Below are 25,443 nucleotides of genomic sequence, written 5' to 3' on the forward strand. Positions count from 1 at the left end.
GCCCCGAGCCTACGCCGGGCCGGGCCGCCCGTCCCCATGGGGCGCGCGCTGCCGGCCGGCTGTCCCGGCACGTGCGCAGGCCCGGTCTCGCGGACCGCGAAACCGGGCCTGACCTGCGAAGAATCAGCCGGAGAGGCGTACCGGCATGATCAGGTACTTGTAGGTCTCGTCGGCTTCCGCGTCGACCGCCGGACGGCCGCTGAGCAGCGCGGGCTTGGTGGACGTGGTGAAGCTCAGCTGCGCCACCGGGGAGGCGATCGCGCTCAGGCCGTCCAGCAGGAAGGTCGGGTTGAAGGCGATCGAGATGTCGTCGCCGTCGAGCTGTGCGTCGACCCTTTCCACAGCCTGTGCGTCGTCGGAGGAGCCGGCCTCCAGGATCAGCACCCCCTGCTCGAAGCTGAGGCGGACCGGGGTGTTGCGCTCGGCCACCAGGGCCACGCGCTTGACGGCCTCGACGAAGGGCGCGGTCTCGATCACGGCGACGGAGTTGAACTCCGTCGGGAAGAGCGTCCGGTACTTGGGCAGGTCGCCTTCGAGCAGCCGGGTGGTGGTGCGGCGGCCGGCGCCCTCGAAACCGATGAGGCCTTCGCCCGCGCCGGAGCCGGACAGCGCCAGGGTGACGGTGTCACCGCTGGTCAGCGAGTTGGCGATCTCCTGGAGCGTCTTGGCGGGCACCAGGGCCACGGCCGACGCGTCCGGGTTCTCCGGCTTCCACAGGAACTCGCGGACCGCGAAGCGGTAGCGGTCGGTGGAGGCCAGGGTGACGCGGTCGCCCTCGATCTCGATGCGGACACCGGTCAGCACGGGCAGCGTGTCGTCGCGGCCGGCGGCGGTGGCCACCTGCTTGGCGGCGGAGGCGAAGACCTCGCCGGGCACGGTGCCGGTGGCGGTGGGCATCTGCGGCAGCGCCGGGTATTCCTCCACAGGCAGGGTGTGGAGTGTGAATCGCGAGGAGCCGCAGACCACGGTCGCCCGTACACCGTCTGTGGAAATCTCCACCGGGCGGTTGGGGAGGGCGCGGCAGATGTCGGCGAGCAGCCGGCCGGAGACCAGGACGGTGCCGTCCTCCTCGACGTCCGCCTCGACGGAGACGCGGGCCGAGACCTCGTAGTCGAAGCCGGAGAGGCTCAGCGTGCCGTCCTCGGCCTTGAGCAGCAGCCCCGCGAGAACGGGCACCGGCGGCCGGGCCGGGAGGCTACGGGCAGCCCAGGCCACCGCCTCCGCGAGTACGTCGCGCTCCACCCGGATCTTCACCGGAACCGCCTCCTGCTGTTGCTCGCTCGTCTGCCGGCCTTCGTCGTCGGCTCGTCGATGCCTCGACCGATGCCGGGGACCAGTCTGACGTACGGCGCCGACAGTCCGTGCGGCCGGCGGTCAAGTCGGGAGCGAGGCGCCGGGGCGGGCTCTCGACGAGTTGTGCACAGGACCCGCTTGAAAACCGAAACCGGCCTAACTCTCTATGGGGGTAGTAGTAGGGCCTGTGGAAACGGTGGATAAGCCCGTTTTCGCAGGTCACACCGCGTTTTTTATCCACCGACCCTGTGGGTGACACCGGTGGACAACCCCGCGTCTCTGTGGAGAACGAAAAGTTCTGCACAGGCCGTCCCCAGGGGACCCCGACTACTCCACAGGTGTGTCCCCAGCTTTCCCCCGGTACTCCACAACCCAAACGTCTACTTCCGTGTGACCGCTTTCACTCCGGGCGGTGAGAGGGGCTGGTGTGTTGCCGAACAGTGGACAAGGGTGTGGAGAACAGACCCGATCCTGTGCACAGGGTGCGCGAACCTGTGGGGAGGCGGTGGACAACGTCGTGGACAGGCCTGTGGACGAAATATTTGTCCACAGCCTGTGGATGACGCTTGCGCACAATTCCACAGGGTGCTGACCTGGCCTGATGGAACCTCACCCCGCAGGCCTGTGGACAGATTGTGGGTGACGGAACCCGTCCCCAGGGTGTGGACGGAAGAAAGTCCCGGAATCTGTGGATGAGTTGCTCCCCAGGGGGCGTATTCGAACAGGTCAGGGGCGCACGGACGAAGAAGGGCGCCCCCGTCGCAGCCCGGGAGCGCCCTCTGAAAGCGTGTGAAGGGGCCCTTTCACGGCCCTGGCGAGCGGTACGGGAGCCCGCGCTCAGCCGTTCTTGATGCGGTTGGTGAGCTCCGTGACCTGGTTGTAGATGGATCGCCGTTCGGCCATCAGAGCGCGGATCTTGCGGTCCGCGTGCATCACCGTGGTGTGGTCGCGGCCGCCGAACTGGGCCCCGATCTTGGGCAGCGACAGGTCGGTGAGCTCCCGGCAGAGGTACATGGCGATCTGCCGGGCGGTCACCAGGACCCGGCTGCGCGAGGAGCCGCACAGGTCGTCCACGGTCAGACCGAAGTAGTCGGCGGTGGCCGCCATGATGTCGGAGGCGGTGATCTCGGGGGCGCTGTCCTCCCCGCCCGGGATCAGGTTCTTCAGGACGTCCTCGGTGAGGCCCAGGTCGACCGGCTGCCGGTTGAGGCTCGCGAAGGCCGTGACCCGGATCAGCGCCCCCTCCAGCTCGCGGATGTTGCGCGAGATGCGGGAGGCGATGAACTCCAGTACCTCCGGCGGGGCGTTGAGCTGCTCCTGGACTGCCTTCTTGCGCAGGATCGCGATCCGGGTCTCCAGCTCGGGCGGCTGGACGTCGGTGATCAGGCCCCACTCGAAGCGGTTGCGGAGCCGGTCCTCCAGGGTGACGAGCTGCTTGGGCGGCCGGTCGGAGGAGAGCACGATCTGCTTGTTGGCGTTGTGGAGCGTGTTGAAGGTGTGGAAGAACTCCTCCTGCGTCGACTCCTTGCTCGCGAGGAACTGGATGTCGTCGACGAGCAGGATGTCCATCTCGCGGTAGCGCTTGCGGAACGCGTCGCCCTTGCCGTCGCGGATGGAGTTGATGAACTCGTTGGTGAACTCCTCGGAGCTCACGTACCGCACGCGGGTGCCGGGGTAGAGGCTCCGCGCGTAGTGCCCGATGGCGTGCAGCAGGTGCGTCTTGCCGAGGCCCGACTCCCCGTAGATGAAGAGGGGGTTGTAGGCCTTCGCCGGCGCCTCGGCGACGGCCACCGCGGCCGCGTGCGCGAAGCGGTTGGAGGCGCCGATGACGAAGGTGTCGAACAGGTACTTGGGGTTCAGCCGGGCGGTCGGCTCCAGCGGGCCCGAGGTGGAGCCGCCGGACGGGGCCGGGGGCGCGGCGGGCCGGCCGGGGGCCTGGCGCGGCGCGGGCTGCTCGTACTGCTGCTGTTCGTACTTCTGTTGCTCGTATTGACGTGACTGGTGCGACTGGTGGGGCTGCTGAGGCTCGTACGGGGACTGCTCGTACTGCTGCTGCTCATAGGAGCCCTGGTCGTAGCCGGAGGGCTCGGACTGCTGGAGGTAGCCCGGCTGCGGCGAGGCGTAGGGGTCGCGCTCGGGGAAACCGCCGAGGCGGGGCTGCTGCCAGCCGTAGTCGTCCTGCTGGCCGCCGCGGGGCCAGGCGCCGGGCTCGGGGCGCTGCTGCTGGTAGTCCGGGTAGGCGGGTCGGGCGGTGGGGAGCTGGTCGTCCCCGTTGCCGGTGCCGCCGCCGGGGCGCTGGCCGCCGTACGGCTCGTACCCGCCGGACTGCTGCGCGGGCGGGGCGGGGGGCGCGGGCTCGCCGGCGGAGTCGTCCACCGTGATGGCGATCCGGATGGGGCGGCCGCATTCGCGGCTGAGGGCGTCACTGATCAGCGGGGCGAGCCGGCCCTCGAGGACGCGCTTGCCCCATTCGTTGGGGACGGCGAGCAGTGCGGTGTCGGCGACGAGTGCCAGGGGCTGGCACCTCTCGACCCACTGCTTGTCCTTCGGCTCGATCCCCGGCTGTCCCTCCCCGAGGAGCTTTTCGAGCACCCTTGGCCACACTGCGGCAAGATCGGCAGGTACGTCAGCCACAGAGCACGCTCTCTCACAGGGGTCCCACGAATGTGTGGTTCTTTGGGACGGTCGGGACAAAAAAACCGGGGTCGGACAACGGTAGTCAGGCCAGCGGGTACGGTTCAAGTCGTTGTCCACAGCCTGTGCACAGTGTGCGGCCCCGTCGGCTCGGTTTGACCGGATGGCGTAGCCGCGCGTACCGTAACGAGGTCGAGTTGTCGATGGCTGCTGCCGCCTGCCTACCGATGGGCGAAGGTCACTAATAGTGATCATTTAGCGGTGCCACTCGGGCGAACACGCGAGTTTCTCCTCGTGGGCGCACGGTGACAGCCAGGCGATGTCCCGCCACAACGATTCATTCTCTGGAGCCCCCGAGTGAGCAAGCGCACCTTCCAGCCGAACAACCGCCGTCGTGCCAAGACCCACGGCTTCCGTCTCCGGATGCGTACCCGTGCCGGTCGCGCGATCCTCGCGAACCGTCGTGGCAAGGGCCGCGCCGCCCTTTCCGCGTAACAACACGCAGGTCGTGACGTCGTGCTGTCTCCCGAAAATCGGCTGAGGCGGCGCGAGGACTTCGCGAGCGCGGTACGCCGAGGTCGCCGGGCTGGTCGCCCGCTCCTCGTCGTCCACCTACGTACAAGCGGTGCAACGGACCCGCACGAGTCGGGGGAGATCGATCCCTCGTCGCGTGCGGGTTTCGTCGTCAGCAAGGCTGTCGGCAACGCCGTCATACGTAACCGGGTGAAGCGCCGTCTTCGCCATCTGGTCCGGGAGCGGCTCTCTCAGCTGCCCGCCGGTAGCCTGGTGGTGGTACGTGCGTTGCCCGGAGCGGGTGATGCCGGCCCCGAGGAACTGGCCCGGGACCTGGATGCCGCTCTGGTGCGGCTCCTGGGAGGCGTGGCTCGATGAAGTACCCGCTGCTCGCTTTGATCAAGCTGTACCAGTGGACGATCAGTCCGCTGCTCGGGCCGGTGTGCCGGTACTACCCGTCGTGTTCGCACTACGGGTACACGGCCATCGACCGGCATGGTGCGGTGAAGGGGACGGCCCTGACCGCCTGGCGGATCCTGCGGTGCAATCCGTGGTCCCCGGGTGGTGTGGACCACGTCCCACCCCGTAAACGCCCGCGTTGGCACGAGCAGCTGCGCAGTGCGTTGCGTAGATCTCGCAATGCTCAAGGAGCCTGATTAGTGGACACGATTGCCAGTCTGTTCAGCTTTATCACCACGCCCGTCTCGTGGGTCATCGTCCAGTTCCACTCGCTGTACGGCGCCATCTTCGGCGCGAACAGCGGATGGGCCTGGGGTCTTTCCATCGTGTCCCTGGTGGTCTTGATCCGCATCTGTCTGATCCCGCTCTTCGTGAAGCAGATCAAGGCGACGCGAGGCATGCAGGCGCTCCAGCCGAAGATGAAGGCGATCCAGGAGCGCTACAAGAACGACAAGCAGCGCCAGTCCGAAGAGATGATGAAGCTGTACAAGGAGACGGGTACCAACCCGCTCTCCTCGTGCCTTCCGATCCTGGCGCAGTCCCCGTTCTTCTTCGCGCTCTACCACGTGCTGGCGAGCATCGCCAACGGTGAAGAGATCGGCTACATCGACGGTCCGCTGCTGGCCAGCGCGCGTGAGGCCCACATCTTCGGGGCCCCGCTGGCCTCCAAGTTCACCGACAGCGCCGCCGAGGTCGCCGCCCTGGGCGCCTCGATCACCGACGTGCGCATCGTCACCGCCGTCATGATCGTCCTGATGTCGCTGTCGCAGTTCTACACGCAGCGCCAGCTGATGCAGAAGAACGTCGACCTCTCGGTCAAGACGCCGTTCATGCAGCAGCAGAAGATGCTGATGTACATCTTCCCCGTGATCTTCGCGGTCATGGGCATCAACTTCCCCGTCGGTGTTCTCGTCTACTGGCTGACCACGAACGTGTGGACCATGGGCCAGCAGATGTACGTGATCAACCAGAACCCGACGCCGGGCAGCAAGGCGCAGGACCAGTACCTGACCCGCCTGCTGAAGCACATCGGCTCGCACGGTGACGTCAAGGGCCGGAGCAAGAAGAAGATCGTCGCGGCGATCGTGGCCAAGGGCCCGGACCGCAACGACAACGAGCGGAAGTTCATCACGGCTCTGACGAAGCAGGGCCTCGCCGCCCAGCCGGACGGCTCCGTGATCAAGAGTTCCGAGGCCACGGCGGATTCGGATGCGGCGAGCGGCGGTGTCGCGAAGCGGCAGCAGCCGAAGCGGCAGTCGAAGTCGCAGCGTCAGACGCCCAGCAAGCCCTCTCCCAAGAAGTAAGAAGGAGTCCCTCCCGTGACGGAAGGCACCACCACCGCCGCCGCTGAGAGTGGCGACACCCTGACCCGCCTCGAGCAGGAGGGTGAGATCGCGGCCGACTACCTCGAGGGTCTGCTGGACATCGCCGACCTGGACGGCGACATCGACATGGACGTCGAGGCCGATCGGGCCGCGGTGTCGATCGTCAGTGACTCCGCCAGCCGCGACCTGCAGAAGCTCGTGGGCCGCGACGGTGAGGTTCTGGAGGCTCTGCAGGAGCTGACCCGCCTCGCCGTGCACCGGGAGACCGGGGACCGCAGCCGGCTGATGCTGGACATCGCCGGGTTCCGCGCGAAGAAGCGCGAGGAGCTGGCGGCGCTGGGCGCTCAGGCGGCGGCGGATGTGAAGGCTTCGGGCGAGCCGATGAAGCTGGCCCCGATGACCCCGTTCGAGCGGAAGGTCGTCCACGACGCCGTGGCGGCCGCCGGTCTGCGGAGCGAGTCCGAGGGCGAGGAGCCGCAGCGCTTCGTCGTTGTGCTCCCGGCCTGACCCCTGGCGCGAGTATTCGGCCCCGTCTGTCTCGCAGGCGGGGCCGATGTTTGTCAGCCTGGCTTGTGAACGACTGGCTTGTGAACGACTGGCATGTGAACGACGCGGCATCTTGAAGACGTGGTTTCTCCAGAACCATGCGGTACGGAAGGACGGTCCCCGTGACGGAGGCAGCTGAGCTTCCCCCGGCGCCTGAAGAGGCGCGCGCGGTGTTCGGTGAGTTTTTCCCGGAAGCTGTGCGATACGCGGAGCTGCTGGCGGACGCGGGAGTCAAGCGGGGCCTGATCGGGCCGCGTGAGGTGCCGCGGCTGTGGGAGCGGCACCTGCTGAACTGCGCTGTGCTGTCGGAGGTGGTGCCTCAGGGCGTCACCGTGTGCGACGTGGGTTCGGGCGCCGGTCTGCCCGGTATCCCGCTGGCGCTGGTGCGCCGGGATCTCAAGATCACACTGCTTGAGCCGCTGCTGCGGCGCACGACCTTCCTCCAGGAGGCCGTGGAGCTGCTGGGCCTGGACCACGTCACGGTGGTGCGCGGCCGGGCCGAGGAGGTTCTCGGCAAGGTGCAGCCGGTGCACGTGGTGACGGCCCGTGCGGTGGCCCCGCTGGACCGGCTGGCCGGCTGGGGCGTGCCCCTGCTGCGCCCGTACGGGGAGATGCTGGCGCTCAAGGGCGACACCGCCGAAGAGGAACTGGTGTCGGCGAAGACCGCACTGGCGAAGCTCGGTGTGGTGAAGACCTCGGTACTGCACGTGGGCGAGGGTCTGGTGGACCCGTTGTCGACGGTGGTCCGGGTCGAGGTCGGGGAGAGCCCCGGTGGGGTGAGGTTCGCGGCCAAGCGGGCTAAGGCGGCTCGGGTGGGACGCACCCGCCGTCGCCGTTGATTCTCTGACGTGTGGGGGCCCGACGGAGATTTCACCTCCGTTGGGCCCTATAGGTATGGATTTCGGAGTGTCGTAGCGGCCCGAAGACCCTGTCTGGGCACTGTCCGGGCATCGTGTTTCACGTGAAACGTCGCTCTCTGCTGCACGGAATCATCAGCCGCGGTCGTGCGGCTGCGTCCCCCCCTCACCGCAAGGACGCAAGGGGGACGGAGTTGTCCACATCGGTGGATTCATCCACAGGAGTACAGGCCCCGCTGGTTCGCGACCCGGGTGACATGGCAGGCTCTGTTCATCGCGAGCCTGATGTCGAGGAGAGTGACACCGTGCGGTCCGACGCCAACCTCGCGGGGCCGATGGCCGATCCGGTCCCCGGTCCCCGCTCTGAATCGGCGGGAGACGATGTTTCACGTGAAACATTGCCTCCGCCCCTTGTAGACAACGACACCCCCATCGGCCGAGCCGCCCAGCAGGCGGTCGAGGCGCTGGGACGTACCGGAGAGAGGCTGCCCCGGCCGGAGCAGACCCGTGTCATCGTGGTCGCCAACCAGAAGGGCGGCGTGGGCAAGACCACGACGACCGTGAACCTGGCGGCCTCCCTGGCCCTGCACGGGGCGCGGGTCCTCGTGGTCGACCTCGACCCGCAGGGCAACGCCTCTACGGCCCTGGGCATCGACCACCACGCGGACGTGCCGTCGATCTACGACGTACTCGTGGACAGCCGGCCCCTCCTGGAGGTAGTTCAGCCGGTCGTGGACGTGGAGGGTCTCTTCTGTGCTCCCGCCACGATCGATCTGGCGGGCGCGGAGATCGAGCTGGTGTCGCTCGTGGCGCGGGAAAGCCGGCTTCAGCGGGCGATCCAGGCGTACGAGCAGCCCCTCGACTACATCCTGATCGACTGTCCCCCCTCCCTCGGGCTGCTGACGGTGAACGCGCTGGTGGCCGGCGCGGAGGTGCTGATCCCGATCCAGTGCGAGTACTACGCGCTGGAGGGCCTGGGTCAGCTGCTGCGCAACGTCGACTTGGTGCGGGCCCACCTCAACCCGACGCTGCACGTGTCGACCATCCTGCTGACGATGTACGACGGCAGGACCCGGCTGGCCTCGCAGGTGGCGGAGGAGGTGCGCAGCCACTTCGGCAAGGAGGTGCTGCGGACGAGCATCCCCCGATCGGTGCGCATTTCGGAGGCGCCGAGCTACGGCCAGACGGTGCTCACGTACGACCCGGGATCAAGCGGTTCCCTCTCCTATCTGGAGGCGGCGCGAGAGATCGCGTATCGAGGGGTCGGAATGCAGTACGACGCTCAGCACGCCCATCTGGGCGCGGGCATGAACAGCACGCAGAGTGTGGCGGAGGGGATCCAGTGAGCGAGCGACGTAGAGGTCTGGGGCGGGGGCTCGGTGCGCTGATTCCCGCGGCCCCGCAGGAGAAGACACCGCCGGTGATCAGTGGCGGTTCGACGTCTCCGTCGGCGGTGCCGGTCATGACGTCGGAGCGCGGGGTCGCGGCGGCGAAGCTCGCTTCGCTGGCGCAGGCGGATGTTTCACGTGAAACATCGCTCGCGATCGTGCCGGCGCAAGAGCCGGATCCGGTGCCTGCTGAGACCAATGGAGTGGCGGGAGCCACGTTCGCGGAGCTTCCGATGGACGCGATCACGCCGAACCCGCGGCAGCCGCGCGAGGTGTTCGACGAGGACGCGCTCGCCGAGCTGGTGACCTCCATCCAGGAGGTGGGCCTGCTTCAGCCGGTGGTGGTGCGGCAGTCGGCCCCGGGTCGCTATGAGCTGATCATGGGTGAGCGGCGCTGGCGTGCCTGCCGGGAGGCCGGGCTGGAGGCCATTCCGGCGATCATCCGGGCGACGGACGACGAGAAGCTGCTGCTGGACGCGCTGCTGGAGAACCTGCACCGGGCTCAGCTGAACCCGCTGGAGGAGGCTGCTGCGTACGACCAGCTGCTCCAGGACTTCAACTGCACGCACGACCAGCTGGCGGACCGGATCGGGCGTTCGCGTCCCCAGGTGTCGAACACGCTGCGGCTCCTGAAGCTGTCGCCGCCGGTGCAGCGCCGGGTGGCCGCGGGCGTGCTCTCGGCCGGGCACGCGCGGGCACTGCTCTCCGTGGACGACTCCGAGGTGCAGGACCGGCTGGCGCACCGGATCGTGGCCGAGGGCCTGTCGGTGCGCGCGGTCGAGGAGATCGTGACGCTGATGGCTTCGGAGCCTTCGAGCGGGGTGAAGCCGAAGGGGCCGCGCGCGGGCACCCGGGTGGCTCCGGCGCTCAGCGAGCTGGCGACGCGGCTGTCGGACCGGTTCGAGACGCGGGTGAAGGTGGATCTGGGTCAGAAGAAGGGCAAGATCACCGTCGAGTTCGCGTCGATGGAGGATCTTGAGCGGATTCTGGGAACGCTGGCGCCGGGCGAGGGCCGGGTGCTGGAGCAGGGTCTTTCCGCGGAGTGATCGCAGAGCCGCCGAGGGGCGGGTCGTGCCGGTGAACCGGCGCGGTCCGCCCCTTTGTCGTGCTGTCGAAGAACGAGGGGCCAGTGGATACGATGCCGTCATGGGTCGTCGGCTGGTACCGCTCACGCTGGACAACCTCCAGGATCTGCCGCGTCGTTGCCGGTCCTGTGTGTTCTGGGAACTGGACCCGGTCAGTGGTGAGGCCGCTGTGAAGGCAGGGACTCCGGCACTGGAGAAGGAGGCGTGGATCTCCGCTGTCCTTCTGGAGTGGGGATCCTGTGGCCGCGTGGTCTACGTAGACGAGGTTCCGGTGGGGTTCGTGCTGTACGCGCCGCCGGCCTACGTGCCGCGGGCCACTGCGTTTCCGACCAGCCCGGTCTCGCCGGACGCGGTGCAGCTGATCACCGCGTGGATCATGCCGGGGTATCAGGGGCAGGGCCTGGGGCGGGTCATGGTGCAGACGGTGGCGAAGGACCTGCTGCGGCGCGGCTTTCGGGCGATCGAGGCATTCGGGGACGCGCGCTGGGAGGGTCCGGCGTGTCTGCTGCCCGCGGACCATCTCCTGGCCGTGGGCTTCAAGACCGTACGGCCCCATCCGGTGCATCCCCGGCTGCGACTGGAGCTGAGGTCGACGCTGTCCTGGAAGGAAGATGTGGAGCTGGCGCTGGACCGGCTGCTGGGCGCGGCGCGCAAGGAGCCGGCGCTGCGTCCGCTCTGAGCGGGGTACGTGAAACGGGACCGCCCCCAAGGGGCGGTCCCGTTTCACGTGAAACTCTGCGCGTCAGGCGGTCTTGACCTGGACGAAGTCCGAGAGGTCACGCAGGATGGCGGCCTTCGGCTTGGCTCCGACGATCGTCTTGGCGACCTCGCCGCCCTGGTAGACGTTCAGCGTCGGGATGGACATGACGCCGTACTTGGCAGCCGTGGCCGGGTTCTGGTCGATGTTGAGCTTGACGATCTCGATCTGGTCGCCGTACTCAGCGGCGATGGCCTCGAGGGACGGCGCGATCTGGCGGCACGGTCCGCACCATTCGGCCCAGAAGTCCACCAGTACGGGCTTCTCGCTCCTGAGGACCTCGGCGTCGAAGTCAGCGTCGGTCACGGTCTTGAGAGCCACGGCGGGCCTCCTTCTTTCCTGCGGGGTGGGGTGTGGGGTGAAGCGGTCAGACAGTGGCGGTCGCGGTCGCCTTCTCGGCGTCCGCGAGGGCAGCGAGGAAGCGCTCTGCGTCGAGGGCGGCAGAGCAACCCGTGCCCGCAGCGGTGATGGCCTGACGGTACGTGTGGTCCACGACGTCGCCGGCGCCGAACACGCCGGTGACGCTGGTCCGGGTGGAGGGGGCGTCGACCTTGAGGTAGCCCTCGTCGTCGAGGTCCAGCTGGTCCTTGAACAGCTCGGTGCGCGGGTCGTGGCCGACGGCGATGAACAGGCCGGTCACGGGCAGCGCGGAGGTCTCACCGGTCTTGGTGTTGCGCAGGGTGAGGCCGGAGAGCTTCTGGTCGCCGTGGATCTCGGCGACCTCGCTGTCCCAGGCGAACTTGATCTTCGGATCGGCGAAGGCGCGGTCCTGCATGGCCTTCGAGGCGCGCAGGCTGTCACGGCGGTGGACGATCGTGACGGACTTGGCGAAGCGCGAGAGGAAGGTGGCCTCCTCGATCGCGGTGTCGCCGCCGCCGACGACGGCGATGTCGTGGTCCTTGAAGAAGAACCCGTCGCACGTGGCGCACCAGGAGACACCGCGGCCGGAGAGGGCGTCCTCGTTGGGCAGGCCGAGCTTGCGGTGCTGGGAGCCGGTGGTGACGATGACGGCCTTGGCGCGGTGCACGGTGCCGGCGGTGTCGGTGACGGTCTTGATCTCACCGCTGAGGTCCACGGCCACGATGTCGTCCGGGACCAGCTCGGCGCCGAAGCGCTCGGCCTGACCGCGCATGTTGTCCATGAGGTCCGGTCCCATGATCCCGTCCTGGAAGCCCGGGAAGTTCTCCACCTCGGTGGTGTTCATCAGCGCGCCACCCGCGGTGACCGCGCCTTCGAAGACCAGGGGCTTGAGCGAAGCGCGTGCGGTGTACAGGGCGGCGGTGTAACCGGCCGGCCCGGAGCCGATGATGATCACGTTTCGTACGTCGCTCACGGGTTTCTTCCTCGTCTCTGCGGACTGCGTGCTGCCTACCGGGGGCCGGTGCGGACTCTCACCCCACCCAACGGATCCTACGGCGCATGCATTCCCCACCCGTCCCCCTGCGGAGCTGAACCTGTCAGCTCCGGGGATAGGTGCGCGTCAGGAGGACCTTTCCGGGGGTGGCCGAACCGCTGTTCTCGCAGCCCGAGTCGACCAGGTAGGCATCCACGCGCGCGGAGTCGTCCGGGTGCGGCAGGACGAGGAGGTAGACGCCGGCGCCCTGGTAGGTGCCGCGCTCGGCGGCGAGCGGGGAGTCCGGGCGGCCGGTGGCGCCCTGGACGCAGGCGGGGACGGACACCGCCGCCCGCTTGTCGCCAGGGGCGACACCCGGGGCCGGAGCCGTGTTCTCCATGCCGTAGGTGTTGTTCTGCTCGCCGGGAGCGGTCTTGGCGCCCTGGGTGGCGATGAGCCCACGCACGGAGTCCTGGAGCCCCTCAGTCGTGTAATCGCCGCCGGACGCGACGGCCGCGCCCCGATCTGCGGAGCTCGGGGTCTCGGTACGGGCGGCTGTGTCACCGGTGGGAGTGCCGGAGAAGTCGCCGAACAGGAAGAGGCTGAGGGCACAGGCGGCGGCTCCCACCAGGCCCGAGAGCACGGCGATCCGACGGCGGGCGCGACGCCTGCCCGGGCCGGTTGGGCCGGTCGGGTGACCGGCGGGCGATGTTTCACGTGAAACATCGCGGTCCGGGGTGCGCGGCCGTGCGTCGGGCGCGGCGTGGATCCGGGGTTGGGTGGCGTCGAGGAGGGCCTCGGCGGCGAGGGCCGCGTCGATGCGGCCGGCGATGTCAGCGGGCATCCGGACCGGCCCCGGAAGGGTGCCGAGGAGCCCGCGGATCTCCTCCAGGGAGGCGCGGACGTCGGCGCACAGGGCGCAGTCGCCGAGATGACGGCGGACTTCGGCGGTACGGGACGGGGAGAGGAGACCTTCGGTCAGGTCGGAGATCTCCGAGACGTCCGGGTGCCGGATCGTGCCGGTCGTGCCGGTTGTGGGGCTCACGGTCGTCCACCTCCGCCCTTCACAGCGTCTGGGTCTGAATGCCTGGGTTCTGCCGCTGGTGGGACGGGTGGACCCGGCGTCCGGTTCCTTCCCCGCTCGGTGGCGGTGTTATCCCCGGCATTCGTGCGCAGATGAGTGAGGAGGGGGACGAGTTTCGCCCGGCCGCGTGCGCAGCGGCTCTTCACCGTGCCGGTGGGGACCTCAAGGAGGCGGGCGGCTTCGGCGACGGGGTAGCCCTGCATGTCGACGAGGACCAGCGCGGCCCGCTGATCGGCCGGGAGGGTGCTGAGGGCGGCCAGCAGCTGGCGGTGGAGGTCCTGGCGCTCCGCAGGGGCCTCAGCGGACTCGTGGGGCTCCAGGAGCCGCTCCAGGCGGTCCGTGTCGTCGAGGGGAGAGGTCCTGCGTGAGGCGGCCTTCCGGGCGCGGTCGAGGCAGGCGTTCACGGTGATGCGGTGCAGCCAGGTCGTGACGGCGGATGCCCCGCGGAAGGTGTGGGCGGCCCGGTAGGCGGAGACCAGGGCGTCCTGCACGGCGTCCGCGGCCTCCTCGCGGTCTCCGAGGGTCCGCAGCGCCACCGCCCACAACCGGTCCCGGTGCCGCCGCACGAGCTCCCCGAACGCATCGGGATCGCCGGCCACGTGCCGGGCCAGCAGGTCCGCGTCACTGGCGTCGCCGGTCGTCGCGTCGTGCATCACACCTCGCCTCCCGGAGGGAGATTACGGCTTGGGCGGGGGAATGACGAGGGCCCGCCGTGCCGGTGCGCAGCGGGCCCGCGAGGGTGGACGGGACCTAAGGGTTCGTACCGAGGATCTTGATCTCGCTGATGCCGCCCCGGTAGCTGTCCGACCCCTCGGAGGGCAGCGCGGTGATGTGGATCAGGATGTAGCGGGTCTTGATCGTGTGCCCGAGCGTGACGGCGAGATTCTTCTCGACGGTCTTCTCCTCGGCGATCTGCTCGGGGAACTTGGCCAGCGACGTCGGTGAGGAGGCGTCGGGCGCGGCGGCGCGGACCTGGAGCTTGTGCCCGGGGGCATAGAGGGCCAGGTCGATGCCCGCGACCTCCTGCACGCTGCCGAGGTCGACGATGATGCCGCTGCCGGCCTTGCGGTTGTGGGTGTCGAGGTTTCCGAAGTTCGCGTAGCCGTCGTACCGCGGGGTGATCCAGCTGGTGGACGGGTCACTGTCGACCGTCTTGCCCGCGTCCTCCGGCTTCAGCGGATCCCCACCGGGTGCGAACACCGAGACGCCGTTGACGGTGAGGGCTTTGCCGAGCGTCACGGGCTTCGGGTCTTCCTCGGAATCGGTCTCCGTCTGGTTCGGGCCGTTGGTGCCGCCGTTGTTGCGGCCCAGGAGGGTGCCGGCCAGCTGCCAGCTGCCCAGGCCGAGGGCGGCGATGAGCAGGGCGGCGACGCCCCACTTGAGGGCCCGGCCGGTACGGCTCTGCAGAGGGGGAGGGGGCGGCTGAACGGGCCGGATCTGGGCGGTGTGGGCACCCGGAGGCGTGGGACGGCCGTAGTTGCCCTGCTGGTAGGTGGTGTGCTGGTACTCCGGCGGGGCCGTGAAGGCCGGCTCCGGCGGCCGGATGCGGGGCATCGCGGCGACGGCCTTGGCCAGCTCCTCCGGGCTCGTGCAGGCGGGCTCCTGGCGGGAGGCGGTGGCCCCGTCATTGGCGAGCGCCCGCATGGCGAGTTCGCCCAGACCCCGGTGGACACCGGCGCGCACCTGGTCGGGCGCGATCAGGCCCACGCCCTTGGGCAGACCGGCGAGGCCGTACGCGTCGTTCTCGTACGGCCAGCGCTGGGTGAGTGCGGCGTACAGGAGGGCGCCGATGGCCTCGGTGTCGGCGCGCTGCGGGGTCTCACTGGTGATGCCGCGCAGGGCGGCGTTCACGGCGAGGCCGCGGATCCGGTACTGGCCCGTGGAGGTGCGCAGTATCGCGCTGGGCGTCAGCCGCAGATGAGCCAGGCCTTCGCGGTGCGCGGCGGCCATGGCCTGGGAGACCTGGCTGACGAGCTGGTAGGCCTCGTGGGGCTCCAGGGGGCCTGCGGCGAGGAGGGCGGTGAGCTCGGTGGCGTCGGGCAGCCATTCGTGGACGACGTAGACGAGGTCGTTCTCCTCCACGGCGTCGAGGACCTGGACGAACCGGGGGTCGCCGAGGAGGGCGGAGGAGCGCGCGGCGGCCAGGACGGAGCGTGCCCGCGCGTGGTCGGCGGGCATCAGGTGGACGCCCACGGCACGCCGCAGTTTCTCGTCCATCGCGCGCCAGCTGCTGAATCCGTCCACACGGGTGACGCACTCCTCCAGCCGGTAGCGTCTGGCGAGCTTGTGGCCGCTGTGGAGTTCGGGTGCGGCCGCGGGGGCCGCCTTCGTGCGTTCGCCGTCCTTGTCGGGCATGGGTCCGTCCGCGGCTCGTCCGTTCTGGGTGTCCACCCCGTCGGACGTGGCCTTTGCCGCTTGCGCGGCCAGCGGCTCATCGCCGCTGTTGTCGGCCACGTCGACGGCAGCCGTGCTACGTTCCGCCACCGTCGTTCCTGCCTCCCCATCCGTTGCGCGCTGTAGGCCAGTCTGCGAAGCCATGCCAATTGTGCCCACAGTCCGACGCTATGCACGACACACGAACGGGGGCGACGGTTGTGCGCATCAGCGCCCCAAACGTCCGCGGACCATCCCGACCATCGCGTTGAGCTCTTCGATCCGCATCCGCTTGGCGGCGATGAGGAACACGGCCGCCAGCGCGATTCCTCCGGCCACCAGGGCAGCGGCGGAACCGGCGACTCCACTGCCCAGCCACTGGGTGACCGCGTAGGCGGCGGCGCCGGCCACCGCGGCGGCGGGGACGCAGGCTCCGGTGAGGCGGGCGTAAGTGCGCATCACGTGGGCGCCGTCGAGGTCACCGCCCAGGCGGGTCTTGAGCCGGCGCCAGGCGACGCCCACGCCGACGGTGTAGCCGAGACCGTAGGCGGCGGCCATGCCGACGACCGCCCAGCGGGCGGGGAGCACGAAGAAGGAGGCCGCGGAGACCGCCGCATTGACGGCGGCGACGATGACCGTGTTGTAGAAGGGCGTCCGGGTGTCCTCGTAGGCGTAGAAGCCGCGCAGGACGACGTACTGGACGGAGTACGGGATCAGCCCGAGGCCGAAGGCCATCAGGATGTAGCCGATGTTCTGCGCGCCCGAGCCGGAGCCGGCGTAGAGCAGCGTGGCCATCGGCACGCCGAGCGCGAGGAACGCGAAGGCGCACGGCACGATCGCGACCGCCGAGGTGCGCAGCCCGTAGGAGATGTCGTCGCGGACCGCGGCGGCGTCCCCGTCGTGGGCCGAGCGGGAGATGCGGGGCAGCACGGCCGTCATGACGGAGACGGTGATGATCGCCTGCGGCATCTGCCACAGCAGCAGCGCGTAGTTGTAGGCGGTGATGCCGGTACCGGAGTGGCCCTGCTTCTCGGCGACGGATCCGGCCCAGGTGGCGAACTGGGTGACGACGACGAGGCCGATCTGGTTGGCGAGGACGAAGAAGAACGTCCACTTGGCCAGGCGGGCGGCCTTGCCGAGGCCGTGGCCCTTCCAGTCGAAGCGCAGGCGCGGCCGGAAGCCCGCGTCGCGCAGGTAGGGCAGCATCGCGAGGGCCTGGACGGTGAGGCCGAGCAGCGTGCCGACACCCAGCAGGCGCACACCGTCGGCGGTGACCGTGGTGGCGTTGACCCCGGAGGTGGTGAAGCCGCCGAAGGCCCAGATGAAGGCGCCGAACGTGGCGATGACCACGATGTTGTTGAGGACCGGGGTCCACATCATGGCGCCGAACCGGCCGCGGGCGTTGAGGATCTGACCGAGCACCACATGGATGCCCATGAAGAACATGGTGGGCAGGCAGTAGCGGGCGAACGCGACGGCCACTTCCATCTGCTGCGGGTCGGAGGCGATCTTCGGCGACATCATCGTGATGAACACGGGTGCGGCCAGGACGCAGATGGTGGTGATGGCGGCCAGCAGGACCACGACGAGGGTCAGCAGCCGGTTGGCGTACGCCTCTCCGCCGTCGTTGTCGTTCTTCATGGCCCGGACCAGCTGCGGGATGAAGACGGCGTTGAGGGCGCCGCCACCGACCAGCACGTAGATCATCGTGGGCAGGGTGTTGGCGATCTGGTACGTGTCGTTGAACGTGCCCACGCCGATCGCGCCGGCGATGACCAGGGTCCGCAGGAAGCCGGTGATGCGCGAGACGATCGTGCCCGCGGCCATGAGCGCGCTGGACTTCAGGAGGCTGGAGGCGCGGCCGGCGGGCTTGCTCGGTGCCGGCGCTGCGATGGGGGCTTCCTCGGCGGGGGTGCGGGGCGCCGCCTCCTGGTCCCGGTAGAGGTGAGCGAAGGCATCGGGTTCCGGCTGCTCGTCCGCGGCCTGGGTGACGAGGGAGTCGACGCCGACGAACTGGGTGGTGGTCGCGTGGTCGCCGTACGGCAGGTGGCGGGAGGGGCCGTCCGGCTCGGGCGGCGGGGTCTGGGCCCAGACGCGCGGGTCGGGGGAGTACGAGGGCGCGGTCGGCGCCGCGTAGAGCGGCCCGGGCTCCTGGTAGGTGCCGGGCGGCGGCGGGGGGTGCGAGGCGCGGTCGTAGAGGACCTCGGCGACGGGGTCCTGGGCGGACAGGTCCTGGGCCCGGTACGGGTCGTAGTCGTAGGCATCCTGGACATACGGGTCGCGTTCCGGCGCGGGCGCAGGCGCGGGAACCTGCCCGGGCACCGGGGTGCCCGGGGCAGTGCCCTGGGAGGGCGCAGGCCCACCAGTGCCCTGCGCGCGGTCACCGTCGTACGGCGCGTTCATCGAAACCCCACCTCATCGTCCCCAGGCCGACCGGCCACGGCATCGCTCAACGGTCCACTGTCTCACCCGTGCCGGACCCCTCGGTGCTTTGCGGTCCGGTGTCCGTGGACTCGTCACTCGGCTGCGTGCTCTCCTCGGCGGCCGCGCGGGCTGCGACGCGTTTGCGGCTGGCGTACATCTTGATGCCTGCCAGGACCAGGAGGAGCACACCGCCGGCGATGACGAGCATCACGGTGGGGGTGATCTCCGTGGCCTCGACGGTGAACCGTCGTTCCTTGCCGTAGGGGACGCCGTCCTTGGTGAAGAGCTGCGCCGTGACCTCGACCGGACCGCTCGCGGTGGCGTTGGCGGTGAACTTCACGGTCTGGGTGTGGTCGCCCTGGACGGTCACCTGCTGCTCGGCCTGGCCGCTGTCGCCGAACATCAGGCGGGTCGGGTTGGCTGACTTCACCCGCAGGACCAGGTCGTGGACGTCCTGGACGAGGCTGTTCTGGACGCTGACCGGGATGGTGGCGCTGTGTCCGGACAGGGTGGCGTCGGACTTGGGGATGACCTTGACCTTCTCGGTGAGACCGATCAGGTAGTCCTGCGCCTGGTCCCGGTAGAGGCGGGCCTCCTCGGGACGCCCGCGCCAGGACGTGGACATCTCCCGGTTGGTGGTGTTGCCGAAGGGGATCTCCACGCGGTCGGGCGCGGCCAGGATCACCTTGAAGTGGTCGAGGCTGTTCTGCGTGGTGCGGATCTTCTCGAAGGCCGACACCGGCAGCTCCTGCTTGCGCAGGGCCTCGGGGTACTGTCCGGCGCCCGGCACCTGGGTGGCGGCGCCGGGATCGGGCTTGGCGGCGGCCGCGGCCTCGAGGTCCCCGGGCTGCGTCCACCGGCCCGCCTGGAGCCCGCGTACGGCCGCGGCCATCGTCTGCACCTGGCTGACGGTGGGCATCCGCTGCGGGGCGACGACGAAGCTGCGCTGCTCGTCGGTCTTCTGCAGGTTGAGGGCGAGGCTGTGGGCGAGGAACCGCTGCACGGCCAGGGTGGAGGCCCCGGCGTTCAGCATGTCGCCCTCGAAGGCGGTGGACAGATCGGCGTCCGCGACGACGGCGGTGGTGCCGGCGCCGATGGGCCGGGCGGCCGAGGGCGTGTAGCCGAGTGCTCCGCTCTCCACGAGGCTGTCGCTGCGGGTGAGGACGTTGTGGGCGCCGGCCGAGGTGGCGACGTTGACGATCGAGGGGTCGATGGCGCCGTCCACGGGCCAGGAGAAGTCGGTGGACGCCGTGACGTGCAGGACGGTCTGGACGGCCTGCTTCGCCTTGTCGGTGGCGGGGCGCAGCTGACCCAGGGTGCCCGAGACGTCCTTGCCGTGGTGGGCGAGGGAGGCGAGGTCGGGATCCGCGAAGGGCAGGGCGACGACCTTCTTGCCCTGGACGGCGGCTTCCAGGGAGCTCAGCCACTGTTCGGCGACGGCCTTGTTCTTCCCCTGGACGGGTTTTCCGCCGGGAGTGCGGACCCGGTAGCCCTTGGTCATCGCGTCGACCGTGTAGAGCAGGTCGGGGTCGATGACCCAGGTGATCGGCAGGTCCTTGCCGAGGGTGACCATCTGCTCCAGGCGGCCGCCGGCCTTGAGCTCGTCGGCGAGCGAATCGTCGAGGAAGACGGGGGTCTGCAGCTCGTCGGAGCCGGTCTCCGCGGTCACGCGGGTGGTGGAGATCAGCGGCCACGCGTAGGTGAGCTGGGAGCGCTTGGAGGCGGCTTCCGGCTGCCAGGGCAGGAAGGTCCGCTTGATCCCAAGGACCTGTTCGGACGGGCGGCTCTCGGTCGCCCCGGACAGGGAGACCCCGAGCTGGTAGACCCCGTCCTTGTCCAGTTCGAGCTTGTTCACCGGGACGGTCAGGGTGAAGTCCTGGCGGACCTTCGACGGCAGCGAGGCGATCTTCACGGCGTAGGCCGGATCGATCTCGCCCGGGTCGGCGCCGGCCCGGAACCCGTTGCGTTCCGCCGCCTCGTCGATGGAGGAGCGGTCCGCGAGCGCGGGCCCGACCCGCAGGCCGACGTGCGCGTCGTTGATCGTCTCGGAGCCGGTGTTCAGCACGGTGCCGGAGATCGTCAGGGTGTCCCCCTTGACCGGCGCGGCAGGGGTCATGGAGGTCAGCTGGACGTCCACACCGGTCGCCTGGACCGCCTGGGCCTTGGGGGCGGGAGAGTAGACCAGGGCGGCCATCACGGGCGTCCCGGCGAGCAGGACGATCGCGCGCCGCAGCCAGCGGCGCCGGACAGGAGCGGGGGACGCCCCCTGGATGTCTGCCGCCTCGGCCACGCGCTAGCCCGTTCCTCGAAGTGTCAGTGCTCGTCTTTTGTGCGTCCACGCATGGTAACGAGGCCCGCTGTGTGCGAGTGCCGCACCTTGCTCCACATGATCGGCTCAGCCCCGGGGCGGCCGCCGACCGGGGTCGCGCAAAACGGGGCGGCTCCCGGTGGGCCGGGCACGTACCCTTTTCTGTTGTGCCGAACGCCAACGAAGACACCCCCAGTGCCCTGAGTCAGGTGCAGCGCCGCGCGGTCAGTGAACTGCTGCGGGTCGCCCCTGTCGCCGACGAGCTCGGCCGCCGATTCCAGGAGGCGGGCTTCCGCCTCGCCCTGGTCGGCGGGTCCGTCCGCGATGCGCTGCTCGGGCGTCTCGGCAACGATCTCGACTTCACCACCGATGCCCGCCCCGAGGACGTGCTGAAGATCGTCCGGCCGTGGGCCGACTCGGTGTGGGACGTGGGCATCGCCTTCGGCACCGTCGGGGCACAGAAGAGCGCCCGCGTCGGGGACGTCGTGCGGAACTTCCAGATCGAGGTGACGACGTACCGCTCGGAGGCCTACGACCGCACCTCGCGCAAGCCCGAGGTCTCCTACGGCGACTCGATCGACGAGGACCTGGTCCGGCGCGATTTCACGGTCAACGCCATGGCCCTGGCCCTGCCCGAGCAGGAGTTCATCGACCCGCACGGGGGCCTGGAGGACCTGGCCGCCGGTGTGCTGCGCACTCCCGGGACCCCGGAGGACTCGTTCTCCGACGATCCGCTGCGGATGCTGCGGGCGGCGCGGTTCTCCGCGCAGCTGGACTTCGAGGTCGCCCCGGAGGTCGTGGCGGCCATGAAGGCGATGTCCGACCGCATCGAGATCGTCTCGGCGGAGCGGGTCCAGGGCGAGCTGAACAAGCTGATCCTGTCGGCCAACCCGCGCCGCGGTCTGGGACTCCTCGTGGACACGGGGCTGGCGGACCGGGTCCTGCCCGAGCTGCCCGCGCTGCGGCTGGAGAGTGACGAGCACCACCGGCACAAGGACGTCTACGACCACTCGCTGATCGTGCTGGAGCAGGCGATCGCCCTCGAGGAGGACGGTCCGGACCTGGTGCTGCGCCTCGCGGCCCTGCTGCACGACATCGGCAAGCCCCGCACCCGCCGCTTCGAGAGCGACGGGCGTGTCTCCTTCCACCACCACGAGGTGGTGGGCGCGAAGATGACCAAGAAGCGGCTGACCGCGCTGAAGTACTCCAACGACATGATCAAGGACGTGTCCCGGCTGGTGGAGCTGCATCTGCGCTTCCATGGCTACGGCGACGGGGAGTGGACCGACTCCGCGGTGCGGCGCTACGTCCGTGACGCCGGTCCGCTGCTGGAGCGCCTGCACAAGCTGACCCGGTCCGACTGCACCACGCGCAACAAGCGCAAGGCGAACGCCCTCTCCCGGACCTACGACGGGCTTGAGGAGCGCATCGCGCAGCTGCAGGAGCAGGAGGAGCTGGACGCGATCCGGCCCGACCTGGACGGCAACGAGATCATGCAGGTCCTGGACGTCGGCCCGGGTCCGGTGATCGGCAAGGCATACGCCTTCCTGCTGGAGCTGCGGCTGGAGAACGGCCCGATGGGGCGTGACGCCGCGGTCGTCGCGCTGAAGGAGTGGTGGGCCGCGCAGGCCTGAGCAAGGACCGTCGGCGTCGATGTTTCACGTGAAACATCGACGCCGGCCGTCGGTCAGGGGCGTCCTCAGACGAGACGTCGCTCCTGCCGGCCCAGCAGCAGCGCGGTCGCGGCGTAGAGGGCGGACACACAGAGGATCAGGGCCACCGAGCGCCCGTCGACGGGGAGCATGAGGGAGGCCACCGCCGCCGCTCCCACGAAGGCGACGTTGAAGAGCACGTCGTAGACGGAGAAGACGCGGCCGCGGAAGTCGTCGTCCACCCGGGACTGGACTTCCGTGTCGGTGGCGATCTTGGCCCCTTGGGTGGCGAGGCCGAGGACGAAGGCGGCGACCAGCATCGGCCCGGGGGCGAAGAACAGGCCGAGGGCCGGCACCAGGACCGCGGCTCCCGCGGAGCAGGCCGTGATCCAGCCGAGGGTGCCCAGCCGGCCCGCCAGCCAGGGGGTCACGACGGCGGCCGCGAAGAACCCCGCCCCGGAGGCGCCGACCGCGACGCCGAGCAGGGCCAGCCCGTCGGCCTCGTTGTCCGACCAGGAGTAGCGGCAGAGCATCAGCAGCATGACGAACAGGGCGCCGTAGCAGAACCGCATCATGGTCATCGCGGCGAGCGCCCGGGCCGCCTCGCGCCGGCCGGCCAGGTGCCTGAGGCCTTCGGCCATGCCCCGCACGGTGAGGGCGACTCCTTCGGCGACGGAGGGGTGGAGCCGGCCAGGGGGGTGGTCGGGCCCGAGCAGGCCGATGGCCAGGTGCAGGGAGACGAGGGCCGCACACAGGTAGAGCCCGGCCCCGAGCAGGACGACCAGGGCGTTGGAGTCGGAGGCCAGCAGCCGGACGAGGAAGGCCAGGCCGCCGCCCGCGACCGCTGCCAGGGTGCCGGCGGTGGGGGAGAGAGCGTTCGCGGTGACCAGCTGGTCGGGGCCGACCACGCGGGGCAGCGAGGCCGCGAGCCCGGCCAGCACGAAGCGGTTGACGGCGGTCACGGACAGCGCCGAGGCGTAGAACAGCCAGTCGGGTACTGCCGCGACGATCAGCATCCCGGTGACGCAGGCGAGGAAGGCGCGCAGCAGGTTGCCGTAGAGGAAGACCTGACGCCGGCGCCAGCGGTCGAGCAGCACCCCGGCGAAGGGGCCGATCACCGAATAGGGCAGGAGCAGCACCGCCATGGCCGAGGCGATGGCCGTCGGCGAGGTCTGTTTCTCCGGGGAGAAGACCACGTAGGTGGCGAGGGCGACCTGGTAGACGCCGTCCGCCGCCTGGGAGAGCAGCCGTACGGCGAGCAGGTTGCGGAAGTCCCTGAGGCGCAGGAGTACGCGCAGATCACGTACGACAGGCATGAGGGCAAGGGTCACATACGCGGAGGGTCCCCGGGCAATATGCCCGGGGACCCTCCGCGGAAGAACAGCCGAAGTCCAGGTGTCCTCGCGGACCCTTGGGGTTCGACTAGCGCTCGACCTCGCCCTTGATGAACTTCTCGACGTTCGCGTAGGCCTCGTCGTCGAAGTACTGCACCGGCGGGGACTTCATGAAGTAGCTGGACGCCGACAGGATCGGGCCGCCGATACCGCGGTCCTTGGCGATCTTCGCGGCGCGCAGGGCGTCGATGATGACACCGGCGGAGTTCGGGGAGTCCCACACCTCGAGCTTGTACTCGAGGTTCAGCGGGACGTCACCGAAGGCACGGCCTTCGAGGCGGACGTAGGCCCACTTGCGGTCGTCGAGCCACGCGACGTAGTCGGACGGGCCGATGTGGACGTTCTTCTCGCCGAGCTCACGGTCGGGGATCTGCGAGGTGACGGCCTGCGTCTTGGAGATCTTCTTCGACTCGAGGCGGTCGCGCTCGAGCATGTTCTTGAAGTCCATGTTGCCGCCGACGTTGAGCTGCATGGTGCGCTCAAGACGGACACCGCGGTCCTCGAACAGCTTCGCCATCACGCGGTGCGTGATGGTGGCGCCGACCTGGGACTTGATGTCGTCGCCGACGATCGGGACACCGGCCTCGGTGAACTTGTCAGCCCACTCCTTGGTGCCGGCGATGAAGACCGGGAGGGCGTTGACGAAGGCGACCTTGGCGTCGATGGCGCACTGGGCGTAGAACTTCGCCGCCGCCTCGGAGCCGACCGGCAGGTAGCAGATCAGGACGTCGACCTCGCGGTCCTTGAGGACCTGGACCACGTCGACCGGAGCCTCGGCGGACTCCTCGATCGTCTGGCGGTAGTACTTGCCCAGACCGTCCAGGGTGTGGCCGCGCTGAACGGTCACACCGGCGTTCGGGACGTCGCAGATCTTGATGGTGTTGTTCTCGCTGGCGCCGATGGCGTCCGAAAGGTCGAGGCCGACCTTCTTCGCGTCGACGTCGAACGCGGCGACGAACTCGATGTCACGCACGTGGTAGTCGCCGAACTGGACGTGCATCAGACCGGGGACCTTGGCCGCCGGGTCGGCGTCCTTGTAGTACTCGACGCCCTGCACCAGCGAGGCGGCGCAGTTGCCTACGCCGACGATGGCTACGCGAACCGAACCCATTCCGGTTGCTCCCTGTTTGTTCTCGGACGAGGTCTGCGAGATGCAGGCCTCATTTTTCAGTTTCGTCGGACGGACCGGACCGTCTCCGATCCCGTCCTGCCCGCTCGCTCTCGATGAGCTCGTTCAGCCAGCGCACTTCGCGCTCCACGGACTCCATGCCGTGCCGCTGCAGCTCGAGCGTGTAGTCGTCGAGGCGCTCCCGCGTACGGACGAGGGAGGCGCGCATCTTCTCCAGACGCTCCTCCAGCCGGCTGCGGCGGCCCTCCAGTACCCGCATGCGCACGTCTCGTTCGGTCTGGCCGAAGAAGGCGAAGCGGGCGGCGAAGGACTCGTCCTCCCAGGTGTCGGGGCCCGTGTGGGAGAGGAGCTCCTCGAAGTGCTCCTTACCCGCGGCCGTCAACCGGTAGACGATCTTGGCGCGGCGCCCTGCGAGTGAAGCGGCGAGAGCGTCCTCCGGGGCGTTGCCCGGTTCTTCGATCAACCAGCCGTTGGCGACGAGCGTCTTGAGGCAGGGGTAGAGCGTCCCGTAGCTGAAGGCTCGGAACACCCCCAGTGAGGTGTTGAGCCGCTTGCGCAGCTCATAGCCGTGCATGGGGGACTCGCGCAGCAGGCCGAGGACGGCGAACTCGAGGATGCCTGAGCGTCTGCTCATCCGCCTTCCTCTCCTCCGCCCCTGAGCCTTTATGCCGAGCTGATGTATCGACTCGATACATCCAGACGATAGAACGGGGCGCCCTGATCGACAAGGGGTGATCTGGTGACCGGTGTCACATCACCAATTCGCACCAGTGGAGTTGCCTGATTTGGGGTGAACTTCGGCACTGGTCGGGTTTTGAGCGTGCGTAGTCTGTGGGCCATGACACCGGGGGAACCGGAATTCATCTGCCGCTTCCAGGCCACTCGCCTG

At 69.3% G+C, this 25,443-nt stretch carries 22 protein-coding genes; 10 read left to right on the forward strand and 12 right to left on the reverse strand.

What is annotated here, in order from left to right; genetic code table 11:
• Nucleotides 1-123 precede the first annotated feature (123 nt).
• Nucleotides 124-1,254 carry a DNA polymerase III subunit beta gene (dnaN, locus tag IF88_RS0105090; protein ID WP_030707714.1) on the reverse strand — a complete coding sequence of 377 codons (1,131 nt, stop codon included), beginning with the start codon at nt 1,252-1,254 and terminating at the stop codon, nt 124-126.
• Nucleotides 1,255-2,130: 876 nt separating this feature from the next.
• The gene (gene dnaA / locus IF88_RS0105095) at nt 2,131-3,927 is read right to left on the reverse strand and encodes a chromosomal replication initiator protein DnaA (protein ID WP_078892723.1); all 1,797 of its coding nucleotides are present in this window, start codon (nt 3,925-3,927) and stop codon (nt 2,131-2,133) included.
• Between the two features lie 357 nt (nt 3,928-4,284).
• On the opposite strand from dnaA, the gene rpmH reads away from it, so the two are divergent.
• The 9 genes from rpmH (at nt 4,285) to IF88_RS0105130 (ending at nt 10,779) form a co-directional block, all read left to right on the forward strand.
• Nucleotides 4,285-4,422, forward strand: coding sequence for a 50S ribosomal protein L34 (gene rpmH, locus IF88_RS0105100; RefSeq protein ID WP_008741645.1), 138 nt, complete (start codon nt 4,285-4,287; stop codon nt 4,420-4,422).
• Nucleotides 4,423-4,443: 21 nt separating this feature from the next.
• Nucleotides 4,444-4,818: a ribonuclease P protein component gene (gene rnpA / locus IF88_RS43185; RefSeq protein ID WP_078892724.1), complete on the forward strand. Its 375-nt coding sequence runs from the start codon at nt 4,444-4,446 to the stop codon at nt 4,816-4,818.
• Nucleotides 4,815-5,096, forward strand: a complete 282-nt coding sequence (gene yidD, locus IF88_RS43190; RefSeq protein WP_076043740.1) for a membrane protein insertion efficiency factor YidD — start codon at nt 4,815-4,817, stop codon at nt 5,094-5,096. The genes rnpA and yidD overlap by 4 nt, the downstream gene beginning before the upstream one ends.
• Nucleotides 5,097-5,099: 3 nt before the next feature.
• Entirely contained in the window at nt 5,100-6,203 is a 1,104-nt protein-coding gene (gene yidC / locus IF88_RS0105105) for a membrane protein insertase YidC (RefSeq protein WP_030707718.1), read from the forward strand.
• A gap of 15 nt (nt 6,204-6,218) precedes the next feature.
• Nucleotides 6,219-6,731: a protein jag gene (locus IF88_RS0105110; protein ID WP_030707720.1), complete on the forward strand. Its 513-nt coding sequence runs from the start codon at nt 6,219-6,221 to the stop codon at nt 6,729-6,731.
• Between the two features lie 161 nt (nt 6,732-6,892).
• Nucleotides 6,893-7,609, forward strand: coding sequence for a 16S rRNA (guanine(527)-N(7))-methyltransferase RsmG (gene rsmG, locus IF88_RS0105115; protein ID WP_030707721.1), 717 nt, complete (start codon nt 6,893-6,895; stop codon nt 7,607-7,609).
• Nucleotides 7,610-7,884: 275 nt separating this feature from the next.
• Entirely contained in the window at nt 7,885-8,973 is a 1,089-nt protein-coding gene (locus IF88_RS0105120; RefSeq protein ID WP_078892725.1) for a ParA family protein, read from the forward strand.
• On the forward strand, nt 8,970-10,061 hold the full coding sequence (locus tag IF88_RS0105125; protein WP_030707723.1) for a ParB/RepB/Spo0J family partition protein: 1,092 nt from the start codon (nt 8,970-8,972) through the stop codon (nt 10,059-10,061). The genes IF88_RS0105120 and IF88_RS0105125 overlap by 4 nt, the downstream gene beginning before the upstream one ends.
• 100 nt (nt 10,062-10,161) lie before the next feature.
• On the forward strand, nt 10,162-10,779 hold the full coding sequence (locus IF88_RS0105130) for a GNAT family N-acetyltransferase (RefSeq protein ID WP_030707724.1): 618 nt from the start codon (nt 10,162-10,164) through the stop codon (nt 10,777-10,779).
• 63 nt (nt 10,780-10,842) lie between these two features.
• On the opposite strand, the gene trxA is transcribed toward IF88_RS0105130, so the two are convergent.
• From trxA to IF88_RS0105170, 7 genes are all read right to left on the reverse strand, one after another.
• Nucleotides 10,843-11,178, reverse strand: coding sequence for a thioredoxin (gene trxA / locus IF88_RS0105135; RefSeq protein ID WP_030707725.1), 336 nt, complete (start codon nt 11,176-11,178; stop codon nt 10,843-10,845).
• Nucleotides 11,179-11,224: 46 nt separating this feature from the next.
• Nucleotides 11,225-12,190: a thioredoxin-disulfide reductase gene (trxB, locus tag IF88_RS0105140; protein WP_030707726.1), complete on the reverse strand. Its 966-nt coding sequence runs from the start codon at nt 12,188-12,190 to the stop codon at nt 11,225-11,227.
• A gap of 124 nt (nt 12,191-12,314) precedes the next feature.
• The gene (locus tag IF88_RS0105145) at nt 12,315-13,235 is read right to left on the reverse strand and encodes an anti-sigma factor family protein (RefSeq protein WP_030707727.1); all 921 of its coding nucleotides are present in this window, start codon (nt 13,233-13,235) and stop codon (nt 12,315-12,317) included.
• Entirely contained in the window at nt 13,232-13,927 is a 696-nt protein-coding gene (gene sigM / locus IF88_RS0105150; RefSeq protein ID WP_030707729.1) for an RNA polymerase sigma factor SigM, read from the reverse strand. Before sigM ends, IF88_RS0105145 begins: the two co-directional genes overlap by 4 nt.
• 97 nt (nt 13,928-14,024) lie before the next feature.
• A complete protein-coding gene (locus IF88_RS0105160) occupies nt 14,025-15,758 on the reverse strand; it encodes a protein kinase family protein (RefSeq protein WP_030707730.1) in 1,734 nt (577 codons plus the stop codon).
• A 117-nt stretch (nt 15,759-15,875) separates the two neighbouring features.
• Nucleotides 15,876-18,050, reverse strand: coding sequence for a murein biosynthesis integral membrane protein MurJ (murJ, locus tag IF88_RS0105165; protein ID WP_030707732.1), 2,175 nt, complete (start codon nt 18,048-18,050; stop codon nt 15,876-15,878).
• A 46-nt stretch (nt 18,051-18,096) separates the two neighbouring features.
• Nucleotides 18,097-20,361 (reverse strand): DUF6049 family protein, encoded by a 2,265-nt coding sequence (locus tag IF88_RS0105170; RefSeq protein WP_030707733.1) that lies wholly within the window; start codon nt 20,359-20,361, stop codon nt 18,097-18,099.
• A 185-nt stretch (nt 20,362-20,546) separates the two neighbouring features.
• Here IF88_RS0105170 and IF88_RS0105175 point away from each other — a divergent pair, with 185 nt between their 5' ends.
• Complete coding sequence (locus IF88_RS0105175) at nt 20,547-22,013, forward strand: CCA tRNA nucleotidyltransferase (RefSeq protein WP_030707735.1); 1,467 nt, start codon at nt 20,547-20,549, stop codon at nt 22,011-22,013.
• A gap of 65 nt (nt 22,014-22,078) precedes the next feature.
• Here the strand turns inward: IF88_RS0105175 and IF88_RS0105180 are convergent, their stop codons facing one another.
• The 3 genes from IF88_RS0105180 to IF88_RS0105190 all read right to left on the reverse strand — a co-directional run bounded on the left by IF88_RS0105180 (nt 22,079) and on the right by IF88_RS0105190 (nt 25,188).
• Complete coding sequence (locus IF88_RS0105180) at nt 22,079-23,347, reverse strand: MFS transporter (protein ID WP_030707737.1); 1,269 nt, start codon at nt 23,345-23,347, stop codon at nt 22,079-22,081.
• Between the two features lie 106 nt (nt 23,348-23,453).
• Complete coding sequence (locus IF88_RS0105185; protein WP_030707739.1) at nt 23,454-24,536, reverse strand: inositol-3-phosphate synthase; 1,083 nt, start codon at nt 24,534-24,536, stop codon at nt 23,454-23,456.
• A 49-nt stretch (nt 24,537-24,585) separates the two neighbouring features.
• Nucleotides 24,586-25,188 carry a PadR family transcriptional regulator gene (locus IF88_RS0105190; RefSeq protein ID WP_030707740.1) on the reverse strand — a complete coding sequence of 201 codons (603 nt, stop codon included), beginning with the start codon at nt 25,186-25,188 and terminating at the stop codon, nt 24,586-24,588.
• Nucleotides 25,189-25,443 lie beyond the last annotated feature (255 nt).

It is taken from the genome of Streptomyces sp. NRRL F-2580, from assembly GCF_000720115.1.
Classification (GTDB): Bacteria; Actinomycetota; Actinomycetes; order Streptomycetales; family Streptomycetaceae; genus Streptomyces.